Origin of the sequence: Streptomyces sp. NBC_00239, from assembly GCF_036194065.1 — a bacterium.
GTDB lineage: Bacteria > Actinomycetota > Actinomycetes > Streptomycetales > Streptomycetaceae > Streptomyces.
Map to the genome: position 1 here is coordinate 4,928,680 of NZ_CP108095.1, position 19,124 is coordinate 4,947,803.

Annotated in this window: 16 protein-coding genes; 8 read left to right on the plus strand and 8 right to left on the minus strand. The window is 73.7% G+C overall.

Features of this window, described 5'->3' with window-relative positions; translation table 11 throughout:
• Window positions 1–142 precede the first annotated feature (142 nt).
• From OG764_RS21770 to OG764_RS21790, 5 genes are all read right to left on the minus strand, one after another.
• Window positions 143–1,780 carry a DUF2079 domain-containing protein gene (locus tag OG764_RS21770; RefSeq protein ID WP_328970093.1) on the minus strand — a complete coding sequence of 546 codons (1,638 nt, stop codon included), beginning with the start codon at window positions 1,778–1,780 and terminating at the stop codon, window positions 143–145.
• A 15-nt stretch (window positions 1,781–1,795) separates the two neighbouring features.
• Window positions 1,796–2,359 carry a hypothetical protein gene (locus OG764_RS21775; RefSeq protein ID WP_328970094.1) on the minus strand — a complete coding sequence of 188 codons (564 nt, stop codon included), beginning with the start codon at window positions 2,357–2,359 and terminating at the stop codon, window positions 1,796–1,798.
• On the minus strand, window positions 2,352–2,840 hold the full coding sequence (locus OG764_RS21780) for a SigE family RNA polymerase sigma factor (RefSeq protein ID WP_328970095.1): 489 nt from the start codon (window positions 2,838–2,840) through the stop codon (window positions 2,352–2,354). The genes OG764_RS21775 and OG764_RS21780 overlap by 8 nt, the downstream gene beginning before the upstream one ends.
• A 162-nt stretch (window positions 2,841–3,002) precedes the next feature.
• A complete protein-coding gene (locus tag OG764_RS21785; protein WP_328970096.1) occupies window positions 3,003–3,371 on the minus strand; it encodes a type II toxin-antitoxin system VapC family toxin in 369 nt (122 codons plus the stop codon).
• Window positions 3,368–3,613 carry a type II toxin-antitoxin system Phd/YefM family antitoxin gene (locus tag OG764_RS21790; RefSeq protein ID WP_328970097.1) on the minus strand — a complete coding sequence of 82 codons (246 nt, stop codon included), beginning with the start codon at window positions 3,611–3,613 and terminating at the stop codon, window positions 3,368–3,370. The genes OG764_RS21785 and OG764_RS21790 overlap by 4 nt, the downstream gene beginning before the upstream one ends.
• A gap of 228 nt (window positions 3,614–3,841) precedes the next feature.
• On the opposite strand from OG764_RS21790, the gene mfd reads away from it, so the two are divergent.
• Both mfd and OG764_RS21800 read left to right on the plus strand, forming a co-directional pair.
• Window positions 3,842–7,372 (plus strand): transcription-repair coupling factor, encoded by a 3,531-nt coding sequence (mfd, locus tag OG764_RS21795; RefSeq protein WP_328970098.1) that lies wholly within the window; start codon window positions 3,842–3,844, stop codon window positions 7,370–7,372.
• 203 nt (window positions 7,373–7,575) lie between these two features.
• Complete coding sequence (locus OG764_RS21800; RefSeq protein WP_328970099.1) at window positions 7,576–8,298, plus strand: HNH endonuclease family protein; 723 nt, start codon at window positions 7,576–7,578, stop codon at window positions 8,296–8,298.
• Window positions 8,299–8,382: 84 nt separating this feature from the next.
• Here the strand turns inward: OG764_RS21800 and OG764_RS21805 are convergent, their stop codons facing one another.
• The gene (locus OG764_RS21805; RefSeq protein WP_328970100.1) at window positions 8,383–9,201 is read right to left on the minus strand and encodes a hypothetical protein; all 819 of its coding nucleotides are present in this window, start codon (window positions 9,199–9,201) and stop codon (window positions 8,383–8,385) included.
• Between the two features lie 103 nt (window positions 9,202–9,304).
• Window positions 9,305–10,087, minus strand: a complete 783-nt coding sequence (locus OG764_RS21810) for a hypothetical protein (protein WP_328970101.1) — start codon at window positions 10,085–10,087, stop codon at window positions 9,305–9,307.
• Window positions 10,088–10,320: 233 nt separating this feature from the next.
• On the opposite strand from OG764_RS21810, the gene OG764_RS21815 reads away from it, so the two are divergent.
• The 5 genes from OG764_RS21815 to OG764_RS21835 all read left to right on the plus strand — a co-directional run bounded on the left by OG764_RS21815 (window position 10,321) and on the right by OG764_RS21835 (window position 16,411).
• Window positions 10,321–12,339 (plus strand): N-6 DNA methylase, encoded by a 2,019-nt coding sequence (locus OG764_RS21815; RefSeq protein ID WP_328970102.1) that lies wholly within the window; start codon window positions 10,321–10,323, stop codon window positions 12,337–12,339.
• Window positions 12,340–12,438: 99 nt separating this feature from the next.
• Window positions 12,439–13,086, plus strand: coding sequence for a hypothetical protein (locus OG764_RS21820; protein ID WP_328970103.1), 648 nt, complete (start codon window positions 12,439–12,441; stop codon window positions 13,084–13,086).
• Window positions 13,083–14,621 (plus strand): serine/threonine-protein kinase, encoded by a 1,539-nt coding sequence (locus OG764_RS21825; RefSeq protein ID WP_328970104.1) that lies wholly within the window; start codon window positions 13,083–13,085, stop codon window positions 14,619–14,621. Before OG764_RS21820 ends, OG764_RS21825 begins: the two co-directional genes overlap by 4 nt.
• A 154-nt stretch (window positions 14,622–14,775) precedes the next feature.
• On the plus strand, window positions 14,776–15,396 hold the full coding sequence (locus tag OG764_RS21830; RefSeq protein WP_328970105.1) for a SurA N-terminal domain-containing protein: 621 nt from the start codon (window positions 14,776–14,778) through the stop codon (window positions 15,394–15,396).
• Window positions 15,397–15,424: 28 nt separating this feature from the next.
• Window positions 15,425–16,411, plus strand: a complete 987-nt coding sequence (locus OG764_RS21835) for a nucleoside triphosphate pyrophosphohydrolase (RefSeq protein WP_328970106.1) — start codon at window positions 15,425–15,427, stop codon at window positions 16,409–16,411.
• Window positions 16,412–16,420: 9 nt separating this feature from the next.
• Here the strand turns inward: OG764_RS21835 and OG764_RS21840 are convergent, their stop codons facing one another.
• Complete coding sequence (locus OG764_RS21840) at window positions 16,421–17,638, minus strand: globin domain-containing protein (RefSeq protein WP_328973112.1); 1,218 nt, start codon at window positions 17,636–17,638, stop codon at window positions 16,421–16,423.
• A gap of 150 nt (window positions 17,639–17,788) precedes the next feature.
• Here OG764_RS21840 and OG764_RS21845 point away from each other — a divergent pair, with 150 nt between their 5' ends.
• Window positions 17,789–19,072 (plus strand): cytochrome P450 family protein, encoded by a 1,284-nt coding sequence (locus tag OG764_RS21845; protein ID WP_328970107.1) that lies wholly within the window; start codon window positions 17,789–17,791, stop codon window positions 19,070–19,072.
• Window positions 19,073–19,124: the final 52 nt, after the last annotated feature.

A 19,124-nucleotide genomic window follows, 5' to 3' on the forward strand; every position in this document is an offset into this window, starting at 1 on the left:
AGAGCAACCCGGCTCCGCCGGGCACCGGGCTCCGCCCGGACCCGCGCCTCAAACGCCGGCGAGGCTGGATGTTGCGCCTCGGGCGCCGGCGAGGCTGGAGGGCGCCACGGTCAGCCGGCGGGGCTGATTCGGGCCGTCACAGTCAGCCGGTGTGGCGGAGGAGGACGTAGCCGTCGGTGCCACCGGCCTCGGTGAAGCGCGCGTCCGGATGCAGTTGCCGCGAGTACTCCAGCGGATCCGGCACCCAGCCGGAGGAGTTGTCGATGGCGATCCAGTCGGGCACGACCCCCTTCGTGCCACCGATCCAGAACACCCGGCACCGCGACGTGAGCCGCGAGATCGGGCCGACGTCCGCCTCCACGCTCGCCCCGTCCGGGATCCGCGCGAGCAGCGCCTCCACCCGCGACACCCGCTCGCTCTTCTCGTACGTGCCCCCTTCCACCAGCGCGGCCAACGGCAGCGACGGCGTGAGCGCGAGCGCGCCGGCGGCGACCGCGGTGGGCAGCTGGAGCGCGTACGCCCGCAGCCACGGCCGGGGGCTGCGGCGCGCCCGGTCGATCCCGTCGGCCAGCGCCAGCAGCACGACCGGCATCAGGACGGCGCTGTAGTGCCAGTCCGTGCCCCAGTAGTGGTCGTCGGCGGACACCATCCGCCAGCCGAGCGTCGGCAGCGCCACCAGCAGCAGCGGCGAGCGCAGCGCCAGCAGGCCGGTGGTGGGGAGCAGCACCCACAGCAGGGTGCGGGTCTTGGTGTCGAGGCCGTCCAGGGGACCGCCGCTGTCGTGGAGCTTGGTCCAGTAGTCGTAGTCGCCGCCGGTGTTGAAGGCGGGGATGGCGACGGTGAACACGACGAGCGCGGCGACCAGCCCGAACGCGGCCGTCGCGAGCGCCCAGCGGGCGGCTCGCGGATCGTTTCTCCACGCCCGCGCCGCGACGACCAGCGCGAGCGCGGCCAGCGTCACCCCGAGGTCCTCCTTGACCAGGACCAGCGGCAGCGCCCACAGCAGCGCGGCCCGGTAGCGGGACGCGAGCAGTGCCTCCAGGGCGAACGCCAGCAGCGGTACGGCGAAGCAGATCTCGTGGAAGTCGAAGTCGACGGCCCGCTGGATGCCCCAGGAGAGCCCGAAGGCCACCCCGACCGCCAGGCCCCGGCAACGGCCGAGGAGCCGGGTGGCGGCCCGGGTGACGGGTATCGCGGCCAGCGCGAACAGGGCGGACTGGGCGACGAGCAGGGTGACGGGCGTCGGGAACAGCCGGTACGCCGGGGCGATCAGGGCCGTGATCGGGCTGAAGTGGTCGCCGAGTATGTGCGTGCCCGGGCCCTTGAGGTCGGCGACGGGCGCCCGGAGGTGGGCGTAGCCGCGGATGGCCTGCTCGAAGATGCCGAGGTCCCAGGAGAGGGTCTCCATGCGGCGGTAGCGCAGCACGCTGAGCGTGGTGTACGCGGCGAACAGCACGGCGGCCAGCACGTACGGCCCCCACTCGCGGTTCCGCAGGCCGCGCGCTCCGCCCCGGAGCACCGCCCCCCGTCGGCCGCTCGCCGCGGACGGCTCCGGGCCGACGGGGCCGAGGGGGCCGGCCGGGACCGGGACCGGGACCGAGGCCGGGACCGAGCCGGTGGAATCGGCCGGAGCCGGAGCCGGGGCCGGAGCCGGGGCCGGAGCCGGAGCCGGGGCCGGAGCCGGGGCCGCGGCCGGGGCGTCGGCAGGGGGTGCCGGGTGCGGGATGACCGGGTCGGTGGCGGGGGCGGGACGGGGGTGACCGAGGTCTTGGGAAGGCATGGGCGGGTCCTCGGGTCAGCCGGCCGGCGGCGTGGAGAGACGAGCGGAGGGACGGGGGGATACGGACGCGGACATCCGGTCCGCCGCCCCGCCCGGCGTCGCGGTGACGTCGGGCGGGAAGGAAGTGACCGGGTCTGAGGGAGGGTACGCGGCGGAGCCGGAGAGTGCGGAGCCGCTCGGTCCCACCGCAGGTCCGGTGCCGGTCTCCGGCCCCGAGAGCGTCGGGCTCGGGCTCCCCGGACCGACCTGCCCCTGCGATCCGATGCCGCCCGTCGGCGTCATCAGGGGCGGCGCCGACGGCGACAGCGACGGGGATTCCGGCGAGGAACCCGACGGACTTCCCGAGGGCGCACCCGTCGGGGCCGCCGGACGCACCGGTTCGGCCCCCGAGCCGAGCGCCAGCCCGCCCAGCGCCGCGCCCGCCCCCAGGACGCAGACGGCGCACGCCGCCACCACGGCCAGCCGCCGGCGCCTGCGGCGGCCGCCGAGCCGCGCGACGTGCGAGACGTCCGGGGGCACGGCCAGCCGCCCCGCGTCGACGGCGGCGCGCTTGAGCGCATCGGCCAGCGGATCACGCATCGGGGGCCTCCTCCAGGTGGGGCCGGAGCGCGGCACGCGCGCGGGACAGATGGGTCTTGACGGTGCCGGCGGAGATCCCGGTCTCGGCGGCCACCTGCTCGACGGTCAGGTCGCACACGTAGTGCAGGACGGCCACCCGCCGCTGCCGGTCCGGCAGCTCGCGCAGGGCGGCGACCATCGCGACCGTGCCGGGTTCGGGCGCGGCCACCGAGGTCCCGGCGCCGGCGCCGTGCTGCCGCCACGCCTCGGACGCGCGCCGGCGCCGTCGCCAGCGGCTGACGGCCAGCCGCCAGGCGACCGTACGGATCCACGCCTCGGGCCCCGCGTCCCGGCTGAGCCGGCCCCGCCGGTCCCAGGCGCGTACGAAGGCCTCCTGGACCACGTCCTGCGCCTCGTGCAGGTCGCCGGTCATCAGATAGACCTGCCCCACCAGCTGTTTTGCGGAGTGAGCGTAGAACTCCTCGAACTCCTCGACGGTCAAAACGGCTCCCGGTGGTGGACAGATCTCACCGGGTATACGCCCGCCGCCCCCGATCCGGTTGACACCGTCCCGAAAGTTCTTTCGCCCGCCCCGCCTCCGTGAGCGGGCACACGAAAGCCCCGGACCGCAGCGGGGGCGGTGCCGGGGCTCGTGGCCGAGCGCTCAGACGGCCAGCACGGGGACGTCGTACAGCGGGATGAACTTGTCACGCGTCACCAGGGTGAGCCCCTCGGTCTGTGCCTGGGCGATCAGTATCCGGTCGAAGGGGTCCCGGTGGTGGTGGGGGAGGCGGCCGGCGCAGACGCCGTGCGCCGCCTCGATGGGGAGCGCCAGGAACTGGCTGTCCGCGGCCCACTGGGCGATGTCTTCGGGAGCGTTCACTTTGCCGGTGGCCTGCTTGACCGACAATTCCCATGGTGTCACCGCGCTCATGTACACCCAGCGCTCGCGGGCGAGCAGGTCGCGCGCCCCGTCCGGGAGGTCGCCGTTGAGCCACCAGAGGACGACGTGCGTGTCGAGCAACAGCTTCACGCGTCGGCTCCGAACGCCTCGGCGAAGCCGGCGGGGAGTTCGTCGAAGTCGTCGGCGATGACGATCTGGCCCGCGAGGGAGCCGTAGTCGGTCCGCTGGACCTTGCCGGCCAGCGGAATCACCTTCGCGACCGGCTCGCCGGACTTGCTGATGATCACCTCTTCGCCGGTGGCGACGATTTCCAGGATCTTCGAGAAGTGGGTCTTCGCCTCGTGCACGTTGTACTGCCGGGCTGCTTCCACGGCGGCCTCTCATCGGCGCAGGGTGGACTAAGTGATGGACTTAGGTTAGAGCGGGCGCCCTTCGGCCCGCCGGATCCGTCACTCGGCGGAGTGACGGCAATCCCTCGCGCGAGTGACCAGCCCGCGCCGTAGGCTGGGATCCCCGGCCCGTTCCACGTGTCGGGCGCTTCGCGTTGCCTCTGCGCGTGGCCCTTGTTGTACGGACCATCCCCGGACGGAAAGCCCCTCATGAGCCTGCACGGTCTGCTCGACGCCGTCATTCAGGACCCCGCGCTCGCGGAGGCCGTCGCCGCGGCCGCCGACGGAAACCGCCCGCACGTCGACCTCGTCGGCCCGCCCGCCGCCCGGCCCTTCGCGGTGGCCGCGCTGGCCCGCCGTACCGAGCGGACCGTGCTCGCCGTCACCGCCACCGGCCGGGAGGCCGAGGACCTGGCCGCCGCGCTGCGCTCGCTGCTGCCCGCCGACGAGGTCGTGGACTACCCGTCCTGGGAGACGCTGCCCCACGAACGGCTCTCGCCGCGCAGCGACACCGTGGGCCGGCGCCTGGCCGTGCTGCGCCGGCTCGCCCACCCCAGCAAGGACGACCCGGCCGCCGGGCCGATCTCGGTGGTCGTGGCCCCCATCCGCTCGGTGCTCCAGCCGCAGGTCCAGGGCCTCGGCGACCTCGTGCCCGTATCGCTGCGGCACGGTCAGAGCGCCGACCTCGGCGAGGTCACCGAGGCGCTGGCCGCCGCTGCGTACGCCCGGGTGGAGCTGGTCGAGAAGCGCGGCGAGTTCGCCGTGCGCGGCGGCATCCTGGACGTCTTCCCGCCCACCGAGGAGCACCCCCTGCGGGTCGAGTTCTGGGGCGACGACGTCGAGGAGATCCGCTACTTCAAGGTCGCCGACCAGCGGTCGCTGGAGGTCGCCGAGCACGGGCTGTGGGCCCCGCCCTGCCGCGAGCTGCTGCTGACCCCGCAGGTGCGGGAGCGCGCCGCGGCCCTCGCCGAGCAGCACCCCGAGCTGGCCGAGCTGCTCGGCAGGATCGCCGAGGGGATCGCCGTCGAGGGCATGGAGTCCCTGGCCCCGGTCCTCGTCGACGACATGGAGCTGCTGCTGGACGTGCTGCCCGCGGGCAGCATGGCCGTGGTCTGCGACCCCGAGCGGGTCCGCACCCGGGCCGCCGACCTGGTGGCCACCAGCCAGGAGTTCCTGCACGCCTCGTGGGCGGCGACCGCGGGCGGCGGCGAGGCCCCCATCGACGTCGGCGCGGCCTCGCTGTGGGGCATCGCGGACGTCCGCGACCGGGCCCGCGAGCTCGGCATGATGTGGTGGACCGTTTCTCCCTTCGCCGCCGACGAGGAACTCTCCTCGGACACCCTGAAGCTCGGCATGCACGCCCCCGAGAGCTACCGCGGCGACACCGCCCGCGCCCTCGCCGACACCAAGGGCTGGATCGCCGACGGCTGGCGGACCGTCTACCTCACCGAGGGCCACGGCCCGGCCACCCGTACCGTCGAGGTGCTCGGCGGCGAGGGCATCGCCGCCCGGCTGGACGCCGACCTCGGCGCCATCGAGCCGTCCCTGGTCCACGTGGCCTGCGGCGCCCTCGACAACGGCTTCGTCGACCCGGCCCTCAAGCTGGCCGTGCTCACCGAGACGGACCTGACCGGGCAGCGGACCGCGACCAAGGACCTGGGCCGGATGCCCACCCGGCGCCGCAAGACCATCGACCCGCTGACCCTGGAGGTCGGCGACTACATCGTCCACGAGCAGCACGGCGTCGGCCGGTACATCGAGATGGTCCAGCGCACCGTCCAGGGCGCCACCCGCGAGTACCTCCTCGTCGAGTACGCGCCCGCCAAGCGGGGCCAGCCCGGCGACCGCCTGTACATCCCCACCGACCAGCTGGAGCAGGTCACCAAGTACGTCGGCGGCGAGGCGCCCACCCTGCACCGGCTGGGCGGCGCCGACTGGACCAAGACCAAGGCGCGCGCCAAGAAGGCCGTCAAGGAGATCGCCGCCGACCTCATCAAGCTGTACAGCGCGCGGATGGCGGCCCCCGGCCACACCTTCGGCCCCGACACCCCGTGGCAGCGCGAGCTGGAGGACGCCTTCCCGTACGCGGAGACGCCCGACCAGCTCACCACCATCGCCGAGGTCAAGGAGGACATGGAGAAGTCCGTCCCGATGGACCGCCTGATCTGCGGCGACGTCGGCTACGGCAAGACCGAGATCGCCGTGCGCGCCGCCTTCAAGGCCGTGCAGGACGGCAAGCAGGTCGCCGTCCTGGTGCCGACCACCCTGCTGGTGCAGCAGCACTTCGGCACCTTCTCCGAGCGCTACAGCCAGTTCCCCGTGGTCACCCGCGCGCTGTCCCGCTTCCAGAGCGACACCGAGTCCAAGGCCACCCTGGAAGGCCTCAAGGAGGGCTCGGTCGACATCGTCATCGGCACCCACCGGCTGTTCTCGCAGGAGACCAAGTTCAAGGACCTGGGCCTGGTCATCGTCGACGAGGAGCAGCGGTTCGGCGTCGAGCACAAGGAGCAGCTGAAGAAGCTGCGCGCCAACGTCGACGTACTGACGATGTCAGCCACCCCGATCCCCCGCACCCTGGAGATGGCGGTCACCGGCATCCGCGAGATGTCCACGATCACCACCCCGCCCGAGGAACGGCACCCGGTGCTGACCTTCGTCGGCCCGTACGAGGAGAAGCAGATCGGCGCGGCCATCCGCCGTGAACTCCTGCGCGAGGGCCAGTGCTTCTACATCCACAACCGGGTCGAGTCCATCGACCGGGCGGCCGCCAAGCTGCGCGAGATCGTGCCCGAGGCGCGGATCGCGACCGCGCACGGCCAGATGTCCGAACAGGCGCTGGAGCAGGTCGTCGTGGACTTCTGGGAGAAGAAGTTCGACGTGCTGGTCTCCACGACGATCGTCGAGTCCGGCATCGACATCTCCAACGCGAACACCCTCATCGTGGAGCGCGGCGACAACTTCGGCCTCTCCCAGCTCCACCAGCTGCGCGGCCGCGTGGGCCGGGGCCGCGACCGCGGGTACGCGTACTTCCTCTACCCGCCGGAGAAGCCGCTCACCGAGACCGCGCACGAGCGGCTCGCGACCATCGCCCAGCACACCGAGATGGGCGCCGGCATGTACGTGGCGATGAAGGACCTGGAGATCCGCGGCGCCGGCAACCTGCTCGGCGGCGAGCAGTCCGGCCACATCGCGGGCGTCGGCTTCGACCTGTACATCCGTATGGTCGGCGAGGCCGTGGCGGATTACCGGGCCGCCGTCGAAGGCGGGGTGGAGGAGGAGCCGGCGCTGGAGGTCAAGATCGAGCTGCCGGTCGACGCGCACGTCCCGCACGCCTACGCGCCGGGCGAGCGGCTGCGCCTCCAGGCGTACCGGTCGATCGCGGCCGCCAACTCCGAGGCGGACATCAAGGCCGTACGCGAGGAACTCACCGACCGCTACGGCAAGCTGCCCGAGCCCGTCGAGAACCTGTTGCTCGTCGCCGGCCTGCGGATGCTGGCCCGGGCCTGCGGGGTCGGGGACATCACCCTCCAGGGGCCCAACATCCGCTTCGGGCCGGTGGAACTGAGGGAGTCCCAGGAGCTGCGGCTCAAGCGGCTCTACCCGGGGTCGGTGCTCAAGCCGGCCGCCTCACAGGTGCTGATCCCGCGCCCGAAGACCGCGAAGATCGGCGGCAAGCCGCTGGTCGGGCGGGAACTGCTGGCCTGGACCGGGGAGTTCCTCACCACGATCCTGGGGTCCTGACACTCGCGGCACCGGTCCTGGGGTCCTGACACCCCCGGCAACGGTTCCGGGGTGGTGACCCCACGACGTCGGTCGCGGGGTCCCGACCCCATGACGCTGCCGCCCGCACGTCGCCTTGCGGCGCGCGGGCGGCCCTGCGGGCCCGTGCCGCTCGCCGAGGGGATGAAATGGTCTGGACCGGCCGGTGTCTAGGATCTGGTCCCATGCGCCGACTCCCCGCCCCCGCCGCCCTGCTGCTCGCCGCCGCCCTCGCCCTGACCGGCTGTACGCGGGACGGGTCCGGAGCGGGCTCGGGGGCCGGCGGGTCGGGGAACGGGCCGGGCGGCGGGCCGGCCGCCGGGGCCGTGGACGCGCTGGCCGTGAAGGGGCGGGCGCCCAAGACCGGGTACGGGCGAGAGGAGTTCGGGCGGGGCTGGCTCGACACCGACGGCAACGGGTGCGCGACCCGCGAGGACATCCTGCGGCGGGACCTGACGGACACCCGCCTCAAGGGCGGCCGCTGCAAGGTGGCCTCTGGGGTGCTGGCGAGCGACCCGTACACCGGCAGGCGCCTGGAGTTCCGGCGCGGGCGCAGCGCCGTGGACATCGACCACGTGGTCGCGCTGTCGGACGCCTGGCAGAAGGGCGCCAAGGGCTGGGACCGCTCCAAGCGGGTCGCCTTCGCCAACGACCCGCTGAACCTGCTGGCCGTGGAGGCGAGCGCCAACCGCCGCAAGAGCGACGGCGACGCGGCCACCTGGCTGCCCGCGAACAGGTCCTACCGCTGTACGTACGTGGCCGCGCAGGTCGCGGTGAAGCGGAAGTACGGGCTGTGGGTCACGGCGGGGGAGCGGGACGCGATGAAGCGCGTGCTGTCCCGCTGCCCCGGCCAGAACCTGCCCCAGGGCGGCACCCCGACGAGGGCCCCGGCCCGGCTGAGCCGGTAGCCGGTAGCCGGGCGTCAGGGGCCGGCCGGGGAGGCGGGGCGTACGGCGCCGGACACGGGGGCGCCGGACACCGGGCGCCGGGCGTCAGGCGGCCTTGCCCGGGCCCCGGAGCTTGTCGGCGTCGATGACGTCCTTGTCGGCGGGCGGCGTCACGTCCACCGGCTTCTCGTAGTCGGAGAACGTCAGGTCCCCCGGCTCCTTGCCGCCCTTGGTGGCGCGCAGCAGGTACGGCGCGCCCTTCGTGGCGACGTAGTACGTCTCCAGCCCGCCGTCCTTGGCGGGGGCGGTCACCGTCAGCGCCGGCTGTCCGCCGACCGTGGCCGGGCCGCCCCTGCGGGCCACCGGGCTGCTCTTGCCGAACGACTGCAGCAGCTTGTCCAGGTCGCACATCTGGCTGGACTGCTTGGCCTGGGGGCTCCCCGCGCGCATCTTCAGCCAGCGGTCGGCGAGCATCGCGACCATGGCGTCCACCTGCTGCTTCGGCCTGCCCTTGGTCTGCGAGCGGTAGAGCTCGGCATCGCCCTTGTAGTAGATGAAGTCGCTCGACTTGACGATCTCGGCGGTGCCCATGGTCCCGAGGGTGACGGTTCCGGCGCACTCGCCCTTCACGTTCAGGGCGAGGTCCATGCGGATGTCCTTGCCGTCGGTCCGCACCTGCCCGGTGAGCCGCAGGGAGTTCGCCGCCTTCGTGGCCGCGTACGCCTTCTCGTGTATCTCGGGGCCGGACAGATCGGCGAACGGGTCGGCCGGGTCCGCAGACTTGGCCGGCTCGGCCGGCTTGGCGGTCGTCGGGCCGGTCCCGGGCTTGGCGTCGCTCTCCGCGGTGCCGGACGAACTGCAGGCGGTGAGGCCGCCGATCACGGCGCAGGCGAGTGTGGCCGCGGCCAGCGTGCGGATGCGCATCTGGATCCCCCCTGTGGATCGACTGTCAGACCTGTGAGGTTAGCCCGCCGCCCTGACAGCCGGTCGGCGGGTGAGCCGGGCGGCACGTCGGTCGGTCGGCGGGTCAGCCGAGCTTGGAGAGGTCCACGACGTCCTTGTCGGCGGGCGGCGTCGTGTCCACCGGCCGGTTGAAGTCCGAGAAGGTCATCTCGCCCGGGTCGTCGCCGTCCTTCTGCACCGCCTTGAGGAGGAACGGCTCGCCCTTCGCGGCCACGTACACGGTCCCGGTGCCGCCGTCCGCGGGCACCGTCAGCGCTACGGCCTGCTGCCCGTCGACGGTGGTCACCGCGCCCTTGTGGGCGGTGCCGCTGTTGTCCTCGAACTCCTTGAGCAGCTCGTCCAGATCGCAGATGCCGGTGAAGTCCTTGGCGTCCGGGGAGTCGGCGGGGCTCTTCATCCAGCGGTCGGCGAGCATCTTCACCACCGCGTCGGTCTGCTCCTTGGGCTCGCCCTTGCCGGCGGCCCGGTAGAAGGCCTCGTCGGCCTTCACGTACGCGTTCTTCTTCGACTTGATCAGCTCGAACCGGCCCTCGCCGGCCGTGGCCATGCTGCCGCGGCACTCGTCGCCGGTGGAGAGCGAAAGCTCCATCGTCATCGGCTTCTTGTCCTCGGTGACGGAGCCCTTGACGGTCATCGAGGTGGCCTTGCGGGTCGCCGCCAGGGACTTCTCCAGCAGCTGCGGACCCGACAGGTCGGCGTACGGGGCCTTCTGCGCGGCGGGCTTCGCGGCGGACCCGGAGGCGGACGAGGAGCCGGAGTCCGACCCGGATCCGGAGGTGCCGCAGGCCGTCAGGCCGAGGAGGGCGGCGGAGGCGAGCGCGGTGGCGGCCAGGGTGGTGGTGCGCATCAGGAAACTCCTGCGGAGAGAAGAGGAGGGGCGGAGAACGAGGACGGGCGGAGAAGAGGAGAGGCGGGGAGGCGAAGCGGTGTGACGATGGCAATCACAGCAGAAGCTGTGAACCGAGTCAACACGGTTCACAGAGACTCTCTTGATTCACGCCGTGAAGCGGTCTCTTGCGTGTGTACGGGTATGCTCGGCGGCACATCCACGGGGTACCGCCCGACCAGGGGAGCCAGCCAGTGCCGCCAGTGCCGGACCACACCGCCGACGGGACCGCAGCCGAGGTCACCGCGGCCGACATCGCGCGGCTCGCGGGCGTCGGCCGCGCCGCCGTCAGCAACTGGCGCCGCCGGCACACCGACTTCCCCAAGCCCGTCGGAGGCACCGAGACCAGCCCCTCGTTCGCCCTCCCCGAGGTCGAACAGTGGCTGCGCGCCCAGGGCAAGCTCGCCGAGGTCCCGCTCCGCGAACGCGTCTGGCAGCACCTCTGCGGCCACCCCGCCGGCGCCGTCACCGCCCTCGTCCACACCGGCTGCGCCCTGCTCGTCGTACGCGACCGGCCCACCGACTGGCTGGAGCTGTCCGCCCGCTCCGACGAGGACCTCGCGTCCCGACTGCCCGCCGTACTCGACCAGGTGCTCACCGCCCGGTTCGGCCCGGTCCACCCCGTCACCGGCCCGGCCGCCGCCGGCATCGGCCCCGCCGCCGTGCCGCTGCTGCGCGCCGCCGCCGACCTCGCCGCCGAACTCGGCGCCCGCCAGGCCTTCGAGTTCCTCCTCGGCCGCCACCTCGACGCCAACCCGCGCCAGTACACGCTGACCCCGCCCGGCCCCGCCGAGCTGATGGCCGCCCTCGCCGCCCCCGCCACCGCCGGAACCGCCGGCCCGGGGACGGCCGGCGCCGCGCCCTTCACCGTCCTCGACCCCGCCTGCGGCACCGGCACCCTGCTGCGCGCCGCCCCCCGCGCCACCGCCCTGCACGGCCAGGACAGCCAGCCCGAACTCGCCGCGCTCACCGCCCTGCGCCTCGCCCTGCACGGCGACGCCGCCGTCCGCACCGCCGCCGCCGACAGCCTGCGCGCCGACGCCTTCCCCGGCCTCACCGCCGACGCCGTGCTCTGCCACCCGCCCTTCAACGAGCGCAACTGGGGCCACGACGAACTCGCCTACGACCCCCGCTGGGAGTACGGCTTCCCCGCCCGCACCGAATCCGAGCTCGCCTGGGTCCAGCACGCCCTCGGCCGGCTCCGCGACGGCGGCACCGCCGTCCTGCTCATGCCCCCCGCCGTCGCCGCCCGCCGCTCCGGCCGCCGCATCCGCGCCGACCTGCTGCGCCGGGGCGCCCTGCGCGCCGTGATCGCGCTGCCCGCCGGAGCGGCGCCCCCGTACGGCATCCCGCTGCACCTGTGGGTGCTGCGGCGGCCCGCGCCCGGCGCCGCCCCCGCCCCCGAACTACTCCTCGTCGACACCGCCGACCTCGGAGCCGACGGCCGGGACAAGACCTCCTGGCCCGCCCTCCAGCAGACCGTCCTGGCCGCCTGGACGGCCTTCGACCGCACCGGCACCGCCGAGGAAACCCCCGGAGTCAGCCGCTCCGTCCCGGTGATCGAGCTCCTCGACGACGACGTGGACCTGACCCCCGCCCGCTACCTGCCGCCGCCCGCCGCGGGCGGACCCGACGAGCTGGCCGCCGTCCGCGAGCACCTCGACGCGACCCTCCTGCTGGCCGCCCGGCTCGCCCCGCCCGCCGCCCCGGCCGCCCCCGGCCAGGCCGACCCGGTCCGCCGCACCGCCACCACCCTCGGCGAACTCGCCCGCGCCGGCGCCCTCGTCCTCAAGACGGCCGGCTCCGCCGAGGAACCCGTACACACCCGCGCCGGCGACGTGATCGTCCCCGTCGTCGGCGCCACCGCCGTCGCCCGCGTCGTCGACACCGCGACCGCGGGCGAACCGCTCGGCCGCAACCTGCAACTGCTGCGCCCCGACCCCGCCGCCCTCGACCCCTGGTTCCTCGCCGGCTTCCTGCGCGGCACCGCCAACACCCGGCAGGCCAGCAGCTACGCCTCCACCGCCACCCGGCTGGACGTCCGCCGCCTCCAGCTGCCCCGGCTGCCCCTGGCCGACCAGCGGCGCTACGGCGAACGCTTCCGCGCGCTCGCCGAGTTCGAGGACGCGCTGCGGCTGGCCGGGCGCCTCGGTGAACAGTTGGTACAGGGCCTTTACGACGGTCTGACGGACGGTACGGTCACACCCGGGTGATCAACCGCGCAACGGTTGTGCACAACCCCGGGGCCGCTGTCCGGGCAGGTGTATACGCTCTGACCCTCGTATGTACGCGCGCACTCATCAGGAGCAGCAATGCACGGCCAAGGCTATGCACCCCCGCAGCCGGGGCGCCCCGCCGGCAGCACACTGGCCGCGCTGCGCGCACTCTTCGCCGCGCTGACCCTGCTGAGCTGCGGTTTCCTCGGCTGGGTCGCGATGATCCGGCTGGCGGTCGTCACCCGCCGGCCCCTGCACTGGGCACTGCTGTGCGTGGTCGTCGCCATGAACATCGGACTGCTCGTCTACGCCGGCGTCGCCGTGCCCGAGGACGAGGACAAGGAGCTCAGCGACCCCGCCGCCATCACCATCCTGCTCTGGCTGCTGGTCAACACCGTCGGCGTCCTCACGTACTACTTCTACGCCGAGCTGCGCCACTACGAGCGGCTCGACCGGCAGGGACCGCACCCCGGCCCCCACCCGCACGCCCCGCAGCAGCCCCCGCTGCCGCAGGCCGGATACGGCTACCCGCAGGCCCACCACACCCCGGTCCCGCAGCAGCCCGCTCAGCCCCCGCACCACCACACCCCCGTGCCGCAGCAGCCCGCTCAGCCCCCGCACCACCACACCCCCGTGCCGCAGCAGCCCGCACAGCCCCCGGCGCCGCCGCACCGCATCGGGCAGGTCCGCGCCGAACTCGACGAGCTGAGCGAGCTGCTGCGCCGTGAGGAGCGCGACCGGTGAGCGGACGCGTCATCGCGGACCGCTACCAGCTCGCCACCCTCCTCGGGCAGGGCGGCATGGGCCAGGTCTGGACGGCCTACGACCAGCGCCTCGACCGCCGGGTCGCGGTCAAGCTGCTCCGCCCCGACAAGGTCACCGGGCCGGTCGGCGACACCGCGTCCGAGGAGATGCGCCGCCGCTTCGTCCGCGAGTGCCGGGTCACCGCCCAGGTCGACCACCCCGGGCTCGTCACCGTCCACGACGCGGGCAGCGACGCCTCCGACCTCTACCTCGTCATGCAGTACGTCGAGGGCTCCGACCTCGCCGACCACATCGCCGAACACGACCCGTACCCCTGGCAGTGGGCCGTCTCCGTCGCCGCCCAGCTGTGCGGGGTGCTCGCCGCCGTGCACGCCGTGCCGATCGTGCACCGCGACCTCAAGCCGCGGAACGTGATGGTCCGACCGGACGGCTCGGTGGTCGTCCTCGACCTCGGCGTCGCCTCCGTCATGGACTCCGACACCACCCGCCTCACCCACACCGGCTCGCCCATCGGCAGCCCCGCCTACATGGCCCCCGAACAGGCGATGGGCGGCGCCGTCGGCCCGTACACGGACCTCTACGCACTCGGCGTGGTCCTCCACGAACTCCTCAGCGGCAGCGTGCCCTTCGCCGGATCCACCGCCCTCGGCGTCCTCCACCGCCACCTGTACGAGGCGCCGCTCCCGGTCCGCCAGCTGCGCCCCGAGGTGCCGCACGCGCTCGAAGCCCTGGTCCTGCGGCTGCTCGCCAAGGACCCGCAGCACCGCCCCGCCTCCGCCCAGGAGGTCTACGAGGCCCTCGTCCCGCTGCTGCCCGGCCGGACCGCGACCCCCGCCGGCCCCGGCGCCCGCCCCCTCGACCCCACCCGGCCCTTCGTCCGTCCGCACGCCCCCTGGCCCGACCGGACCGCCGCGGCAGGCCGGACGCCCGCCGTGCCGGCCGCCACCCCGCGCACCGACGTCGCCGCCGCCGTGGACCAGGTCAAGCAGCTCCTCGACGAGGGCCGGCTCACCCAGGCCGTCGACATCCTCGGCGGGATCCTGCCGGCCGCCGCCGCCCAGCACGGCGAGAAGTCCCCCGTGGTCCGCTCCCTGCGCAAGCAGTACGCGGCCACTCTGATGGACGACGGCCAGTACCGCCGGGCCCTGCCCGAACTGCGCCGCCTCGCCGACGAGTACGCGGCCGCCTCCGGCGCCGGCGACCCGCAGTCCCTCCGCTTCCGCTACGACGCGGCCCAGTGCCTGGAGCAGTTGGGCGAACCCGCCGCGGCCCTCGCCGAATACCGCTCGCTGCTGCCGTACTTCGAGAACCAGTACGCCAACGACGACCGCGAGCTCCCGCTCGAAGTGCGCCGCCGCATCGCCCAGCTGCTGCTCGCCGTCGGGGACCGGCCGGCCGCCCACGAGACCCTCGCCCGGCTGCTGTTCGACGCCGAACGCCTGCACGGGCCCCACCACCCCTTCCCCGGGGAGATCCGGCGCACCCTGCACTGGCTGGGCCAGGTCCACGGCTGACCGCGGCGGCCGATCGGGGGGCGCACCCGGATCGGCGGGGAATCGTTGGTCGAATCGGTGGCCCGGGCCACCCCGACTGCTTACCATCGATCACCGCAAGGCCCTTGTGCGCCGATGCACAAGCCGCACGCACCCCTGTTACCGGGAGGCTCCTTTGCACCGCCGCACAGCGCTCTCCGTATCCGCCGCCCTGCTGGCCGCGGCCCCCCTGCTGGCCGCGTGCTCGGGCGAGGCCCGGCCCGGTACGGCCGCCGTCGTGGGCGGTGAACGCATCACGGTGTCCGCCCTGCAGGCCCAGATGCGGGACGTACGCGCCGCGCAGAACCGTTCCCCGCAGGCCGCCCAGCTCATCTCCGACACCTCCGGCCTGGAGAAGTACAAGCTCAACTCCATGATCCAGAGCCGGGTGCTGGACCGAACGGCACAGGACGCCGGGATCACGATCACCACCAAGGACCTGGAGGACGCCCGCAAGGAGCGCATCCTCCAGTCCGGCGGCGTCGAGCAGTTCGAGGCGCTGGCCCTGCAGAAGGGCGGCCTCGCCCCCGGCCAGATCGACCGCGCCATCCGGGACCAGCTGATCCTCGCGAAGCTCAACGAGAAGTTCGGCGAGGGCAAGATCGCCGGACCCGCCGCGGCCGCCGCCAAGGAACTCGGCGTCGAGGTCAACCCGCGGTACGGGGCCTGGGACCCGGCCCAGCTGACCGTGGGGCAGGCCACCACCCCGTGGATCCGCCAGGTCACCAAGCCGCAGGAGGCCCCCGCGGCGGGATGAGCCGACGGGCCGGAGGTAGGTTCGAAGCGTGACTGCTTCCGTGCCCTCCGCCCCGCCCGCCGACACCGGCCGCATCGTCCTGCTGACCGCGAGCCACCGGGTCGCCCCGGGGCTGCTGTCCTGGCCGGCCTGGCAGACGCTGCGCGCCGCCGACCTCGTGCTGTGCGCCGACCCCGGCCACCCGCAGCTGCCGTACCTGCGGGAGGCCGGCGTCACCGTCGAGTGCGCCCGGCCCGACGCCCGCGAGCTCGTCGAGGCCTGCGCCGGCGGGCGCACCGTCGTCGTGGTCCCCGGCGGCGAGGGCGACCGGCAGCTCACCGACGGCCTGGCCCGGCTCGCCGGCTCCGGCCGCCAGAGCATGCCCGACCTGGAACTGCTGCCCGGCTCGTACGACCTGCCCGGAGCCCGGCTCCTCGACCTGGTCCAGGTCATGGACCGGATCCGGCGCGAGTGCCCCTGGTCCTCCCGGCAGACCCACCCGGGCCTGGCCAAGTACGGCATCGAGGAGGCGTACGAACTCGTCGAGGCCATCGAGGACGGCGACCGGGACGCGCTGCGCGAGGAACTCGGCGACGTCCTGCTGCAAGTGGTCTTCCACGCGCGGATCGCCGAGGAGCACCCCGAGGAGCCGTTCTCGATCGACGACGTCGCGGGGACCATCGTGGAGAAGCTCGTCCACCGCCACCCGCACGTCTTCGGCGACGCGGTCGCCGAGACCCCCGAGGACGTCAAGGCGCACTGGATGCGGACGAAGGCCGTCGAGAAGCAGCGGGAGTCGGTGACCGACGGGATCCCGCTGGGCCAGCCGGGGCTCGCGCTCGCGGCGAAGCTGGCGGGCCGGGTCCGCACCGGCGAGGTCGACGTGGAACTGCCGAAGGGCGAGGGGATCGGGTACGAGCTGCTGGCGCTGGCGGCGCGCGCCGAGACGGAGGGCATCGATCCGGAGACGGCGCTGAGGGCGGCCGCCCGGGCCTACCGGGACGCCATCCGGGCCGCCGAGGGCCTCGACGCGTAGCCGGCCGGCCTACCGGCCGTACCGGGGGTTGCGGGGCGCCCGGTCCGAGGGGTTGTGCCAGTGGGTTGCGGGGCGGTCCAGGAACCACTCGCCGAAGCCCAGCGGGCGGGTGCGGCTGCGGCCGGTGGAGGGGACCGCGTCGTGGAAGATCCGGGCCGGGTCCGCGCCCAGTTCCGCCACGAGGCCCGCGGTCTCGTCGATGAACATCGGCGGGCCGCTCACGTAGACGTCGTGGTCGGGCCACCGGCCGCGGTTGCCGAGCGCGGTGGCGAGCCGGTCGGTGGCCTGGTGGCGGTGCCTGCCCGGCGCCGGCGTGATGTAGGTGACGGCCAGCCAGGGGTGCTCCTGCTGCCAGCCGTCGATCAGCGGCCGGTCGTAGAGGTGCGCGCCGTCGCGCGCCACGACGAACAGCCGCACGTCCTGATCGGGCGGGCGCAGGAGCAGTTCCTCCAGCATGGCCCGGACCGGGGCCCAGCCGGTGCCCGCAGCGACGAAGGTGAGCGGGCGGCCCGCGTCGCGCCGCAGGGTCATCCGCCCGCCGGCCGCGCCCAGCCGCACGAATTCGCCGGGTCCGGCCTCGCGGACCAGCGCGGTGCTGACCAGGCCCCGGTCGATGCGGCTGACGTGCAGGTCCAAGGTGTGGTCCGGGCGCGGCGCGTTGCCGATGGAGTAGGTGCGCCAGGTGGTGGGGACCCGCTCGTCGGAGAGGCTGACGTACTGGCCGGGCGTGTACGGGAGCGGTGCGTGCGGGCGCAGCGTCAGCACCGCGATGTCGTCTCCGTACCGGAGGTGGCGGACGATCTCCGCGTCCCACCAGGGCGGGTCGGTGCTGCCGGCGGCGCCCGCCATCATCGCGTCCGCGATCAGCGAGTAGGCCTCGCTCCAGGCCTTCTCCACGGTGGGGGTCCAGGCCGCGCCCGAGCATTCCGCGAGGGCGGCGAGCAGGCTGGTGCCGACGGCCGCGTAGTGCTCGGGCCCGGCGAGGAACTTCCGGTGGTCGCGTCCCAGGTCCCGCAGGTAGGGGCCGACGGTCTCGTCGCCGAGGTGCGCGATGACGTGGGTCAGTGCGGCGAAGAGCCGGTCCCGCTGCCGCTCCATGTCCGCGGACGCCGGCGGGAACATCGCCCGGACGCCGGGGTTGTGCCAGAACAGGTGTGAGTAGAAGAACTTGACCGCGTGCTCGGCCCGTCTCTCCACCACCGCGAAGCTGCTTTTCAAGATCCTCACATCCACAAAACGGAAAGTAGGAATGTCTCCTCGGCTCAGGTCAAGGTCTGTCCGATCTGCGGACAGCCGTGGCGAAGCGGTCATATGGGATGGGAGTGGCAGGCGTCCGGCGGGGGCGGGCCGGTGCTCCGGGGCGGATACGGTCGGGTGGTGCACGAAGAGAACGCAGCCACCCCCGCCCCGCCGCCGGCCCCGACCCTGTTCGACTGGGAGTTCGCGACCGACCCCTACCCGGCCTACGCCTGGCTGCGCGAGCACGCCCCCGTCCACCGCACCAAGCTGCCCAGCGGCGTCGAGGCCTGGCTCGTCACGCGGTACGCCGACGCCCGCCAGGCCCTCGCCGACCAGCGGCTGAGCAAGAACCCGGCCCACCACGCGGAGCCCGCGCACGCGAAGGGCAAGACGGGCATCCCGGGCGAGCGCAAGGCCGAGCTGATGACGCATCTGCTCAACATCGACCCGCCGGACCACACCCGGCTGCGGCGGCTGGTGTCGAAGGCGTTCACCCCGGGCCGGGTCGCCGAGTTCACCCCGCGCGTCCAGGAGCTGACCGACCACCTCATCGACAAGATCATCGAGAAAGCGGGGGACGCGTCGGTGGGGGAGGCGGACCTCATCCACGAGTTCGCCTTCCCGCTCCCCATCTACGCCATCTGCGAGATGCTCGGCGTACCGCGGGAGGACCAGGACGACTTCCGCGACTGGGCCGGGATGATGATCCGGCACGGCGGCGGCCCGCGCGGGGGAGTGGCCCGCTCGGTCAAGAAGATGCGGAACTACCTGGTCGAATTGATCCACCGGAAGCGGGACGAACCGGGCGACGACCTGATCTCCGGCCTGATCCGGGCGAGCGACCACGGCGAGCACCTGACGGAGAACGAGGCCGCCGCGATGGCCTTCATCCTGCTCTTCGCCGGCTTCGAGACCACCGTGAACCTCATCGGAAACGGCGTCCACTCCCTCTTCATGAACCCGGACCAGCGCGAACGGCTCCAGGCCTCCCTCGCGGCCGGCGAGAGCGACCTGCTGGCCACCGGGGTGGAGGAGCTGCTGCGCTACGACGGCCCGGTCGAGCTGGCCACCTGGCGGTTCGCCACCCGGGCGCTGACCCTGGGCGGTCAGGAGATCGCCGCCGGCGACCCGGTCCTGGTGGTGCTGGCCGCGGCCGACCGGGACCCCGAGCGCTTCGCCGAACCCGACACCCTGGACCTGTCCCGTACCGACAACCAGCACCTGGGATACGGGCACGGGATCCACTACTGCCTCGGCGCCCCGCTGGCCCGGCTGGAGGGCCAGACCGCGCTGGCCACGCTTCTGACGCGGCTGCCCGACCTGCGACTTGCGGTCGATCCGTCCGAACTGCGGTGGCGGGGCGGGCTCATCATGCGCGGCCTGCGCACGCTGCCGGTGGAGTTCACGCCGCCCGGGAAGTGACCTGGGGCGGCGGCGGCGGAGCGCCGCCGGAGTGCCGCCGGAGCCGATCCTG

Excerpts from the sequence above, each read along its gene's own strand:
- OG764_RS21770 (WP_328970093.1), bottom strand. The coding sequence starts at position 1,780 with ATGCCTTCCCAAGACCTCGGTCACCCCCGTCCCGCCCCCGCCACCGAC.
- OG764_RS21775 (WP_328970094.1), bottom strand. The coding sequence starts at position 2,359 with ATGCGTGATCCGCTGGCCGATGCGCTCAAGCGCGCCGCCGTCGACGCG.
- mfd (WP_328970098.1), top strand. The coding sequence starts at position 3,842 with ATGAGCCTGCACGGTCTGCTCGACGCCGTCATTCAGGACCCCGCGCTC.
- OG764_RS21800 (WP_328970099.1), top strand. The coding sequence starts at position 7,576 with ATGCGCCGACTCCCCGCCCCCGCCGCCCTGCTGCTCGCCGCCGCCCTC.
- OG764_RS21805 (WP_328970100.1), bottom strand. The coding sequence starts at position 9,201 with ATGCGCATCCGCACGCTGGCCGCGGCCACACTCGCCTGCGCCGTGATC.
- OG764_RS21810 (WP_328970101.1), bottom strand. The coding sequence starts at position 10,087 with ATGCGCACCACCACCCTGGCCGCCACCGCGCTCGCCTCCGCCGCCCTC.
- OG764_RS21820 (WP_328970103.1), top strand. The coding sequence starts at position 12,439 with ATGCACGGCCAAGGCTATGCACCCCCGCAGCCGGGGCGCCCCGCCGGC.